Genomic DNA, 12087 nt, shown 5'->3' with positions numbered 1-12087 from the left:
GGCGCACCTCCTTAAATGGTCACTTTTTTACGTAATAAGTAGGAACTGAACCACAAAGAAAGACCTGTGATGCAGATACCAATGATAATTTGCAAAAGGAGAACCTCACTAGGGAATAGGTAATTCCTAACCCACACTTCAGCAATGATGACGGGCAATAAAATGAGAAGCAATGCTGCGACACTATAGAGGATGCCTGCCGCGATTCCTTTGTATCGAAAGCTGCGTTCTAGTAAAATCGCCGTAAACAGGACGACCACGCCCATCGCACCTGCTCCGTAATATAGGACAAATTCAATAAAATATTTAGGAGCAAGCATTTTTAATAGAGGATGATGATGGATGAGTTCCGGGATGGGCACGTCTTGTCTGAATTCACCTGGAATCATAGCATCGAATACTGAAATGTGAATGGGAACCAGCATGAGCTGAAAAGCAATAAGCCCCAATACGAACAGGACAATGGTGCTTAGCTTGGCCAGATACACATTCATCCTCGAAGTGGGTAGCATAAGAAGCCTATAGGCAAACGTACTTTTACCGAACCACTCCTTGTACCAGATCAGAAAAATATATAAGAGCAGCGACGCTGCGCACAAACTAATTGACCCTTCAATCCATATAGAACTGTAGCCGTTCGTGATACTGGTCTTACCGTACTGCGCTGCATACTGGACAGCCGAAATCGAATTCCTATCCATCATTTCTTCCGCTCTATTCATGTAGCTATTCGCCTCTAACCATATGCCGAAAAATTGCGAAAACAGCGTAATTACCAATAATGCACCATAAAATTTGCTAAATCGGACGATTTCCCAATTCAGCAGTTTACCATAACGATTCATGCCAGATACACCTCTCTCATGACATCTACAACAGACTTGCCTTCCTTGGAACGCATCTCCTCCGCATAAAACTGCTTCATCACTCGGCCCTGATCGAGCAGAACGACCTTATCAATCAAATGCTCGATATCGTGGATTTCATGTGTCGTTATCAGGACTCCGCGGTCCTCGACGAGATGGCTGGTGAAGACGTCCGTGATCTGCTCCCTGCTGAAAATGTCTATCCCAGAAAAAGGCTCGTCCATGAGTAGATAGTCAGCATCGAGCGATAGACCAAGCAGTAAATTGGCTTTAGCCGAATTCCCTTTGGATAAGCTGCCTATCCGATCTTCTGCTTTAAGCTTAAAAAAAGTTAGAAGCTCCTGCGCTCGTTTACTATTCCAATTCGAATAGAAATCCTGCATAAACTGCATCGCCTCTGCAATTCTCAAATGGGTAGGCATGGTCAAAGTATCAGGAATAAATACAACCTTCTCGTACGTGTGTTTATCTAAAAGCTGACTGTCAATCTGAATCTGACCGCCATTTATAGGTGTTAACCCCATGATGGATTTCAAAATGGTCGATTTACCGACGCCATTTATGCCAATAAGACAAGTGATTTGGCCTTTCTCAGCCGTGAATGAAACTTCATCCAGCACTCTTCTCCTGCCGTATTTCTTAACGATCTTATCTACTTCGATCATTTGTTGACCTCCTTCGAGTGATGCTTAACAAAAATTTCTTCGTAACATGCGGCATTACCCTCTAGCACGCTCCGATTCATACTTCTCTTTCACAAAGCGAAGCAGTTCATCCGTTGGCAGCTCGATTTTCTTAATGGATTGGACGAATACTTCAACAGCCTCCTGTATGAGCTCTTCACGAATCGAATTCAAAATTCGTCCATCCGTCGTTATCCGGCTAGGGGAATTTCCTTCGGTTGTAATCAACTTCTGCTCCTCCATCTCTTTGTAAGCTCTTTGTGCGGTATTGGGATTGATCTGGAGCAAGCCCGCCAATTCACGCCTAGACGGGATCTCCTGTCCTGAAGCTAGCTTGCCTGTGGCGATTTCTTCTTTAAAATACTTCACAACTTGCAGATAAACCGGATCGCGGTTGTTAAACGTAATGTTCATCTACCCATCTCCTATGTCCCTTCCTTAGTAAAACTGGATAAATTTAGTGTGTGTATTAACTGGTTCATACATCATGAAGTGTACTATACACTTCATACACTTATTCTGTCAAGAGATAATTGGAAGCCATAGCCATAATTGGCCGCGTTCCCACATACCTGTAAGTGAATAAGCAAACACTAGAGGCAAGGATTCGTTGAAGGTCGGGGAGGTAATTGGTGTTGGGAGGAACAGTTAAACCAAGAGGTAAGAACATGAAAGGTGTTCTAAGCAAAATGAGAGGACTGCCGAACGCAGTTGCACAGCTGTTCAAGCAGCAAGCATCGCTGCTTTTGCATTCCTCTGCTAAAATAGTTGGCCCTTTGGAGGAAATTCCTGTCACGACAGCATTCATAGGACGGCTGGAAAAGGGCTTAAAACATCAATTAGATCTGCAGCAAAGCGGTGTCGTAAGTTCTCTTCTCTCGACAGATGAGAGGGCGATTGTGCATCGAATTAAGGAACGAACCCAGCGGGAAAACCGAAATAATGTGACACGAACTAACGCGTATTGGTCTTGTTATCAAGATAATCCGGAGCTTCACTGGGCACTGCTTGCCCATATGGTCTCACGCAACGGGGGCTGGTGCATGACCGATCTTCGTGGGGAGCTGCTGCCACATTTGATAAGCAATGAATTAGCCCAGCATCTATTTGCTTTTCTGGAACGAGCGAACGGTCTTATTTTTCAAGATGCTTATCCACAACTACTGCTTTATGGCGAAAGCAAGAAACGAAAGATCAGTTTGTTTCATCTCCTGCCGCATATGGACATCTCGTCCTGGATGGTCCCTGTTTGGAACGACTTCTGGACGAATCAAGAATCGGCCGCGCTAACGATTGCACTTATTGTTAATGAGCAAAACTACATCGAAAAACGAATCGTAAAGAATAAACAGATTCAGCAAAACGTGTTGAATACGCCTTTGTTCAAAACACAAGCATGGCTGCAATTGAATCAAATCGGGTTTCCCTTTTTTCCGGCTTCCAGCGAATCACAAGCACCTCTGATGCATCTGTCTGGACTTATACTCGAGAACTTCGCTAGCTTAACAGAACGCATCGAATTCGGTAAAAGCTTGTATGCGATACTTTTCGGAGTACCGGAAGTACTACAAGGCGTGCTTAGATTTGCGGCCACAACTCCCCACACTGGCTCACGTTCCGATTACTGGCCTCACCTGTTTGCCCAAATAAGAAAAACCCCTCCCGATATGAAATATCAGGAGAGGCTGGATGGCAGCGCCCTTAAGAAAGGGACACAGCCGTTTTATAGTCCTAAGCTTACGTCGGTATGGCCTGACAGGAGCTTGGCTCCTGTAGAGCCCGGTGACTGGTTCACGAGTGTGAAGGAGCCACTTGTGCATATGCGCTCCATTCCTGTACCGATTCCTTATGATTTAACGAAAGAAGTGTACTTTGGTTTAAGCAAGATCGAGTTAGGCATTGTAGCTGCCCAAGCGATTAAGAAGGTGATCCGGTGAATCAGCTTGGCTATGGCTAGGAATGTTTGATAAGACGACTCACTTTGCCGATTAGCTTTTGCACTGGCGATGGGAAGTTTTTCACATCGTCCTTCGTTACAACACGTGTTACCATCAGCATCAATGGATACAAGGCAGCCGAGAAGCCACAAACAAGTACTGCATTTATTCCTTCATTTAGTCGATACCAGCGAGTTGGATGCACATACGTATGTGTGAGCCATTCTGCCCCTAGACCAAGGATAACTATGACAACGATGGAAAACAGTAATCCGATGAAACGACGTCCGAGGATCGTAAAGTCGACTTCTTTACGAAGCGAGCGTAAATTGAGCCAAGACATGACAATAAAACAAAGACCCGTTGAGCCGATGATTCCATAGATCCCAAACCACTGCGCAAGTAAGAAGCTACCAGCTAGCTTGACCGCAATACCAACGGCAACATGCAGCATCAGCGGTTTCATTCGGCCCATGCCCATAAGGACTGCACCCGATGTCTGCATCACGATTTGAAACATAGCTCCTAATGTGAGCAGAGAAATCATGTGAGGTCCATGGCTCATACCAAAAGCGGTATCCTCATGCCCGAACATGAAGAAGTCTAATGGACGGGCAGCAATGGCGATCACCAATACGGCTGGTAACCCAGAAAGAATCGAGAGTTGAAGCACCCTTGTTGTCTGGTGGCCAACCTGTTTCATATCTTTGCGGGAATAGGCCGCTGAGATGATGGGAACGACGGATTGACTAAGCGCGATGGCCAAAATAATCGGAATCCCCGCCAGGGACTGGGCACGTCCTCCTATAATACCAACAAGCCCAAGCGCTTCGCTTCTGCCAATGGTCCCTTCTAAGAGCGGGATAATAATAGAAGTGTCGATCGCATACACAAGTGTAACCGTCACAGAGAAAATAACGATCGGAATCGACAGCTTCAATAAGCTGCGATAGATTTCACTATAACGAACTGGCGTATGTGATTGTGGTGATTGCGTGCTTCCCGCAGCTATCTGTTCGACCGCTATGTTCGACTGCGCATCTCTGCGCTTCAGCTTCAAGGCATAGTAAAGCATAACGGCAAGTGCCGCAATCCCTCCCATAACCCCTCCGAAAGATGCACCCGCAACTCCCCAACCTAAGCTGATGTTCAATAAAATAAATGCGAGTCCGATTGAGGTTACGAGTCTGAATATTTGTTCCACAACCTGTGAAATCCCGTTAGGCATCATGTTTTGTCTGCCTTGGAAATAGCCCCGCATAATAGCAATCAGCGGGAAGAACAGCATGGCTGGCGCTATAGCGCGAGTGGCGAGTGTGGCATCCGGTCCACCATGTGAAATGTGCTCGGCATAGATCGGTGCAAAGACATATAGCAGCGCCGTCATCACGACTCCCGCTACGATGGCAAACCATATGGCCGCGCGATAAATCCGCTGCGCTTCTGCCGGTCTTCCGATCGCATATTTCTCGGAAACCATTTTGCTTAGTGCGCTGGGGATACCGGCTGTTGCTACAACAAGTAAGATCGAATATAGATTAAAAGCAATGGAATAACTGCCCATTCCTTCCTCATGAAGCAAATGCACCAGCGGAATTCGCTGGAAAACGCCGAGAAACCGCGCTATTAGCGCGGCCACGGTGAGAATGAGCGTCCCTTTTACTAGAGAATCTTTGGTTTCCTTCGTCAAGTCCGTTCCTACTCTCTTACAGTATTCATTCCATTAAAAAACCCAGATAAAAAAGATAATAATCATCGCCAGCTGAAGCGCAATTTTCACCGCACTGCTTGCAAAGAAACCGAGTACAGAGCCGACACCGGCACTTATCGCCTTTTTCCACGACGTACCGATGATAATTTCACCAATCACTGCGCCTAAGAAGGGGCCAATGAGTAAGCCGAAAGCTGGAATAACAAAAGGCCCAATGATAAGACCAATTGTACTTCCGATGATAGCCGCCCTTGAGCCTCCAAACCTCTTTACCCCTAGCGCACCTACTGCGTAATCGGCCACCATGATGATGATGACAATCAAGGATTGGATAAGCCAGAACCAGACGCCGAACGGTTCGAAGCTAATCAACCAACCATAGATGAAGAAAGCTCCATAAATCGCTAACACACCGGGCAGCACCGGATAAACAGCACCAATCATACCCACTACAAATAAAAGGATAACTAATGTCCAGCCTAAGGTGATCATAGATCGCATCTCCTCCAATCTAAGCGGTTTATCACTTCTACTTTACAGCATATAAGTGCGAATCACTTTAGCAATGGCATGTTCATTGTTGGTAACGGTCGTAATATCGGCAATACGCTTCACTTCATCCTGTGCATTACCCATAGCTACACCAAGACCTACTTCACGAATCATCGCGATGTCGTTCTCGCTATCCCCCATCGCAATGACTTCGGACATGCTAATGCCTAGAAGCTGACATACAGTCTCCACGCCGCTCGCCTTACTAATGCCTAGTGGGTTTAGTTCAATATTAGATGGATGGGAATTCGTTATTTCAAGTGTTCCCCATCCCTCAACGATGTCCCGGATTTGCTGAAGTTTCTCCATATTTTCGGTGAAATAACCGAACTTTAGCCATTCTTGGCTGTCAATGTCCATGGCTTCGCTCTCACGATTGAACACACCTTGCACCGAATAAGCCCACCACCAACAATCATACGTTTGTGCTAGAGTATGCAAATTACGTACCGTTTCAGCAGGGAGCAGGGTCCGCTTAAGTAATTTAGTCGGAGACTCCCACACTTCACTCCCATTGACCACGACAAGCGGTGAGGTAAGTCCTAGCTCCTGAATATAAGGCATGGCGCTTACAGCTCCGCGTCCTGTAGACATAATAACGATCTTACCCGCTTTAGTGGCTTCCTGAATCGCTTCTCGGTTTTCATCTGATATTTTTTTGTCATCGTCCAGCAAGGTGCCATCCATATCGAGGGCAAGTAATTTATAAGATCCCACGTTTTCCCATCCCCTGTCTCTACGTCATTAGTAGACCTAGTAAGCAGCGAGCACTTTCTTAGGCAGTTCTTCCATGAATGTCACATGCCAGAGGGCAAAAATATAGATGGTCCAAATGCGGCGAGCATAGTCGCCCTGATTATTACGATGCTTATGCAGCATGCGCTCCACAGCGTTGATGTCAATATAATCTTCAATCCCGCTGGATTTAATTTGCTCCAGGACCATATCGCCCATAGAACCTTTCATCCAATCGCGCAGCGGTACCGGGAAGCCCAGCTTCGGACGGTTCAGGATGGGATCAGGGATGATACCTTCCATGGCCTTTCGGAAAATGTACTTCGTCGTTCCATTCGCGATTCGGTACTTGGCCGGAATGCGGCGTGCCACTTCGAACAGTTCCTTATCGAGGAACGGAACTCGAAGCTCAAGTGAGTGTGCCATCGTCATCTTGTCAGCCTTCATCAGAATATCCCCTGGCATCCATAGATTCATATCGATATACTGCATCCGGCTTACTGGATCAAGATGCTTCGTCTTACTGTAATAATCGCCAGCAATTTGTACGGGATTCTTATAGGCGCGCAGCATCTCACTATCAAGGCGCAGCACCTCCGCTTTCATATCCTCGGAGAAAATCTTGGCGTTGCCGAGGAAACGCTCCTCAAGCGGTGTCGTTCCGCGCAGTAAATAGTTGCGGCCCTTCACACTGCTTGGCAGAACCCGGGCAAAGCGGTTCAGCATGCGCTTCACCGATGCAGGCAGCTGTTCAATCGGACGCAAGGATTGCGGCTCGCGATAAATGCGGTAGCCGCCAAACAGCTCGTCCGCGCCTTCGCCGGACAGTACAACCGTTACGTGCTCGCGCGCAAGCTTCGCCACGTGATAAAGGGCAATGGCCGAAGGATCGGCGACAGGCTCGTCCTGGTGCCAGATCGCCTTCGGCATCGTACCGAAGAAATCATCCTGCGTGATGATTTTGTCGTAATGCTCTGTGCCTAATGCCGCAGCCGTTTGGGCGGCAATCGGCGTTTCATTGTTGGCGCCTTCGAAGCCAACAGAGAACGTGCGGATCGGTTCGATATTCCTCATATGTGTTGCAATCGCCGTCGAGTCAATCCCGCTCGACAAGAAGCAGCCCCGATCCACATCACTGACCATGTGAAGCTTGACCGAATCCTTCAATGTTTCACGAATTTGTTCCACGTACTCGTCAAACGGGCGCTCCTCCGGCTCAAACATAGGATCCCAATATTTATGTATCGACATTTCTCCGTCGAACGTAATTTTGACCGTATGCCCAGGTGGAAGCTTATGTATGCCATGGAACATAGTGTTAGGCTCCGGCACGTATTGAAAGGTCAGATAGTTCAGCAAGCTGTCCGTATGGATCAACCGGTTCATGCCGTCCGCAGCCAGCAAGCTCTTAATTTCGGAGCCGAACAAGAACTGACGGTCATTGACATGATAGTAAAACGGCTTAATGCCGAAGTGGTCTCTCGCACCGAACAGCTGCTTCTTTTTCTTGTCCCAAATAACGAAGCCAAACATGCCGCGCATGTATTTGACGCATTCCTCTCCATACTCCTCATAGAGGTGAACGATAACCTCCGTATCACTTTGCGTGCGGAATTGATGCCCACGCTCCTGCAGCATACTGCGCAGGGCTTTATAATTATAAATTTCCCCGTTGAAAATGATCCAGACAGAATCATCCTCATTAGCCAAAGGCTGATGCCCTTCTTTCAGGTCAATAACAGACAAGCGGCGAAAGCCAAGACCAATACGATTATCCGTCCAAAAACCGGAATCGTTCGGACCCCGATGAACAATAACATCTGTCATTTGCTGCAACATTGCAGTGGTTGGTTCTCTATCTTCAAAATACATTACACCCGTAATACCACACATGGTGAAACTCACTCCTCCGTACCATTCATCATCAATCTTTCTATTCGACAACCGATATATTAGTATACCATATCTGTCCGTCATACTGGAAATGCGATGAAAGTACGTGAAAGCGCTGTATCCTATAGAAAAATGATGGAAATCAGAAGTCGCTTTAATGAAGCTGATAACCTGGTTTTTTTCATACATTCCTCCACCTTTCCTCTGTGCATAAAAGTTTGCCTCGCGCAACTTTTAGGGTGGAAAATGTTCTTTCCCTTACACTAGGATATGCTCAAGGATGGGAAACGGTTCCTGCACTTGTGTGCTGCATGAACAGGCATAGAAATAACCAGCTTACGCCTTCCATTAGTGAGCGTGTTTATACAGCTGATGCAAAGCAAGCTGCGCCCAAGAGACGTAATGCTGAAACATTCGCTTACTTATCCGTGTTAAGTAGTGCTTTGTACAACATTAGGTAAGCTAATCTGCATTGTTCAACCGAATCTTGCAAAAAAGAGACCGTCGATTCATTCATCCAATATTGCTCTAGATTGAGGTGTCTTAAATAAGGATCAATCGTCATATATGCTCAATTGAAATTGCTGGATGAATGAGAATCCATACGCAAATTGTTGTATAAAACACAACATTGGTAACCTCTATAGGCCATTTGCCCTCACGAAAGCTGATTGACTCTAAAATCGAAAAACAGCAAACAAAACGCTAAGAAAACCTAGTTTCTTACCGAATGATCGTGCAGTATACACCATCTCAGCAAAGAGAAAAAGGACCTGCTTTTGCAGATCCCTTTTACTAACACCTTTATTTCTTTCCTTCCAATGCCATTTGATCCACTCTGCTGGGATGAATTCGAATAACAGCGAATTCAGCAGTGATTTACCACGGCCTTTTTCCGCCGCCCAGCTTCGTCAGAATACCGTCGTTCGCCGCGTCATAAGCCTGAAAGATTTTGGCTGCTATCGGGGATGCCCCATAGCGTCCGAATCCACCTTCAGGTACAACCACTGCTATGGCAAGCTTTGGATTCTCTACGGGAGCAAAGGCGATAAATACGGCATTTTCTACCGTGCCGCCCGAAACTGCTTGTGTCGATGTACCTGTTTTGCGTGCTACATTATACGGTAATTCATCAATGCCCTCGGCGCCACTTTTCATCCCATGAATAATGACATTCCAATCTTCTTTAGAAAATTCAGAGGAAGAATCCTGAATAACTTCAGGCTCAACCTTTTTAACTAGTTCACCTTGGTAATCTCGAATTTCATCTACGAAAAGAGGCTTCATACGTTTCCCACGACTGGCAAGTGTAGCTGTATATTGAGCTAGCTGCAGTGTTGTCGTTTTTTCATTCTGTCCCCATGAGGCGTAGACCATTGCGGATTGGTAGCTGTCTTTTTGGGCATTTTTAATAAAATCATTCGAACCTGCGAATTCACCTGGAAGTCCGCTTCCTGTTTTCACACCCATACCGAATTTCGCAAGGTATTCTGCCCATTTCGTTGTGACCTTTGGTGTTTCTCCCCCATATTTCGAATAGAAGGGAATGCCCACTTTCTCGGACATAAACGTGTTAGAAGAGTGTTCAATAGCCCCAGCAGCATCAATATATCCGTAAGCTGCTTTACCCGAATTTGAGATAGTACTAGACCCTCCCTTACCAAAGCTAAACGATCCTGAATCGTAATAGTTCTCATAAGCGCCGAATAATTTCTCCTTAAGTCCGATTAACACCGACAAAGGCTTAATGGTTGAACCCATAAAAACAATGGAAGACGGATGCTTCGCATTCTCTTTTTCATCTGGATATTTAGATTTAGCCGTCATGATGGATCCATTAGAAATATACGTACCAATTTCTTTGTAAATATTTGGCGAAATACCTCCGGTCCAAGCATTCGCATCGTAATCCGGATAGTTTGCCATAGTGACAACGCGCCCCGTATCCACTTCCATCGCAACGGCAAAACCAGAGGAGGCCTTCATCCCGGTTTTCATATACAGATCATTGGCATGAGAGGGACTGCGTAAATATTTGATATGTTCCTCCAGCATTCTCTCTGTTGCCTTCTGGATATCTTTATTAATCGAAAGATATAGATTATTCCCTTTTATAGGCGCTGTCACTTCGGCTCTTCCGATAATTTTCATAGCCGCATTTACTGGATATTTCCTACTCCCGTTTTTACCGCGCAGCTCATCCTGATACATACGTTCAATGCCGTCAAACCCTACATTTTCTGTGTTCAGATATTCTTCGCTACTTGGGCTATCTTTATAGATATCTTTGGCCGTCTGCGTAGAAAATGATTTTAAATATCCAACTAAATGTGTGGCAATCGTCGTATTATCATCATCCATTTCATACGTACGGATACTTTCTTCCGTCACTTCTAACCACTTAAATTCATCTCGGTGCTCTAGTAAATAGGCCATTTCCCCTTTAGATAAATCAGCCTTTATCCGTCGCGGTACCCAATAATAACTCGGATCTTTCACCTTATTTTTATTAATATCGTAACCTAAATCCATCGCTAGAACGATCTCTTCTGGCGTAGGGCTGACCGAATTCGGTTTGGCATATTTATCAAGAACATCAACCTTTAGCCGCTGAGCTAGTGCAATCACTTCATCTTTGTTTTGTTGACCTGGTTCAATACGGAAAAACAAGGACTGAACTGGAATCGTATAAGCAAGAGGAGATTTGGTAGAGTCGTAGATATTACCTCGAATGGGAGCGATACTCGTGGTCTGATTCGTATTTGTATTCTCCGCCTCTTTAAGATCTTTGGCTTGAACGAATTGTAAGATAGCCAAACGCACGATTAAGACAGAAAATAATAAAAACGTTACAAAGAAAAATATATTGATCCGAAACGAAAAGTGCCGCTTTTTGGTAACCTCTTTTTTCTTCGGATCATCCATAATGGATGACTTCATCGCTTCTCAGATCCTTTCTTACGCTATGGCTTGCTCATGAAATAGCTCAAGCAGGGAATGAATACCCTCCCCTGTATGATAGGAATAACGGATTATTCGAACAGCATCGATGCCGACTTGACTTGGCGCCCAAATATCATTCGTCTCATGGTCGCCGATATAAAGAATATCCTTAGCCTCTAACCCCGCCCTATCCAGGGCAAGCTGGAAGATCGCCGGATCGGGCTTCTCTAGACCAACTTCTGTTGAAACAATGACGGGGTCGAAATCATGCAAAATCCCCTTATCCTCCAATATGGCTTTCAAGGTAGGAGCAAAATTGCTGATAATCCCTATTCGAAAACCTTGGGCCTTCAAACCATCTAAAAATGGTTTAACATCATCAAACAATTCATAATACTCGGGTGCCGTGTAAATGTCGTAGAGCTCATGGCAGCAGGTATAAATCTCTTCCTCTGTCCACTCCTCGTGTATGCCCAATTTATGGAGCACATATTTATATAGATTGACCCAGAACTCACGATCTGACTCTGGACTGCAAACCACGAAATTGTCCTGCTTATTCACATAATAAAAAAGACGAAAAGCTTCCGTAAATAGTTCACTAATATGAGCTTCATCACGATCCACAGATCGCAATTGTAAATACTGTTTCAATATCGTCTGGGCCGCCGGAATCGTAAGTAAAGTGTCCCCAGCGTCTAAGTAAATCATCTTATATTCCTGTAATGGTTTTCGCATATAATCTCCCTCATTCTTATAAACAATCG

The 12087-nt window shown here is 45.4% G+C and carries 10 protein-coding genes; 1 reads left to right on the top strand and 9 read right to left on the bottom strand.

Annotation, left to right across the window (positions count from 1 at the left end; all coding sequences use genetic code 11):
* Positions 1 to 11: 11 nt before the first annotated feature.
* Genes QFZ81_RS04920 through QFZ81_RS04910 form a run of 3 tightly spaced genes read right to left on the bottom strand, consistent with a single transcriptional unit; the run spans position 12 to position 1963 of the window.
* A complete protein-coding gene (locus tag QFZ81_RS04920) occupies positions 12 to 845 on the bottom strand; it encodes a hypothetical protein (protein ID WP_307447404.1) in 834 nt (277 codons plus the stop codon).
* A complete protein-coding gene (locus tag QFZ81_RS04915) occupies positions 842 to 1531 on the bottom strand; it encodes an ATP-binding cassette domain-containing protein (RefSeq protein ID WP_307601679.1) in 690 nt (229 codons plus the stop codon). The genes QFZ81_RS04920 and QFZ81_RS04915 overlap by 4 nt, the downstream gene beginning before the upstream one ends.
* Before the next feature lie 54 nt (positions 1532 to 1585).
* A complete protein-coding gene (locus QFZ81_RS04910; protein ID WP_057307568.1) occupies positions 1586 to 1963 on the bottom strand; it encodes a GntR family transcriptional regulator in 378 nt (125 codons plus the stop codon).
* Positions 1964 to 2217: 254 nt separating this feature from the next.
* Here QFZ81_RS04910 and QFZ81_RS04905 point away from each other — a divergent pair, with 254 nt between their 5' ends.
* Complete coding sequence (locus tag QFZ81_RS04905; protein WP_307601676.1) at positions 2218 to 3486, top strand: DUF2515 family protein; 1269 nt, start codon at positions 2218 to 2220, stop codon at positions 3484 to 3486.
* Positions 3487 to 3502: 16 nt separating this feature from the next.
* On the opposite strand, the gene QFZ81_RS04900 is transcribed toward QFZ81_RS04905, so the two are convergent.
* The 6 genes from QFZ81_RS04900 to QFZ81_RS04875 all read right to left on the bottom strand — a co-directional run bounded on the left by QFZ81_RS04900 (position 3503) and on the right by QFZ81_RS04875 (position 12058).
* Positions 3503 to 5176 (bottom strand): putative polysaccharide biosynthesis protein, encoded by a 1674-nt coding sequence (locus QFZ81_RS04900; RefSeq protein ID WP_307447417.1) that lies wholly within the window; start codon positions 5174 to 5176, stop codon positions 3503 to 3505.
* Between the two features lie 33 nt (positions 5177 to 5209).
* Positions 5210 to 5689: a DUF456 domain-containing protein gene (locus QFZ81_RS04895; RefSeq protein ID WP_307447421.1), complete on the bottom strand. Its 480-nt coding sequence runs from the start codon at positions 5687 to 5689 to the stop codon at positions 5210 to 5212.
* A 42-nt stretch (positions 5690 to 5731) separates the two neighbouring features.
* A complete protein-coding gene (locus QFZ81_RS04890) occupies positions 5732 to 6466 on the bottom strand; it encodes a Cof-type HAD-IIB family hydrolase (protein WP_307447424.1) in 735 nt (244 codons plus the stop codon).
* A 36-nt stretch (positions 6467 to 6502) separates the two neighbouring features.
* On the bottom strand, positions 6503 to 8377 hold the full coding sequence (gene asnB, locus QFZ81_RS04885) for an asparagine synthase (glutamine-hydrolyzing) (protein WP_307606830.1): 1875 nt from the start codon (positions 8375 to 8377) through the stop codon (positions 6503 to 6505).
* Positions 8378 to 9256: 879 nt separating this feature from the next.
* On the bottom strand, positions 9257 to 11317 hold the full coding sequence (locus QFZ81_RS04880; protein ID WP_307601674.1) for a peptidoglycan D,D-transpeptidase FtsI family protein: 2061 nt from the start codon (positions 11315 to 11317) through the stop codon (positions 9257 to 9259).
* Positions 11318 to 11335: 18 nt separating this feature from the next.
* Positions 11336 to 12058 carry an HAD-IA family hydrolase gene (locus QFZ81_RS04875; RefSeq protein WP_307447430.1) on the bottom strand — a complete coding sequence of 241 codons (723 nt, stop codon included), beginning with the start codon at positions 12056 to 12058 and terminating at the stop codon, positions 11336 to 11338.
* Between the last annotated feature and the right edge of the window lie 29 nt (positions 12059 to 12087).

The sequence above is a fragment of the Paenibacillus sp. V4I9 genome (assembly GCF_030817295.1).
Lineage (GTDB): Bacteria > Bacillota > Bacilli > Paenibacillales > NBRC-103111 > Paenibacillus_E.
This window is presented reverse-complemented; position numbering and strand designations above follow the sequence as displayed.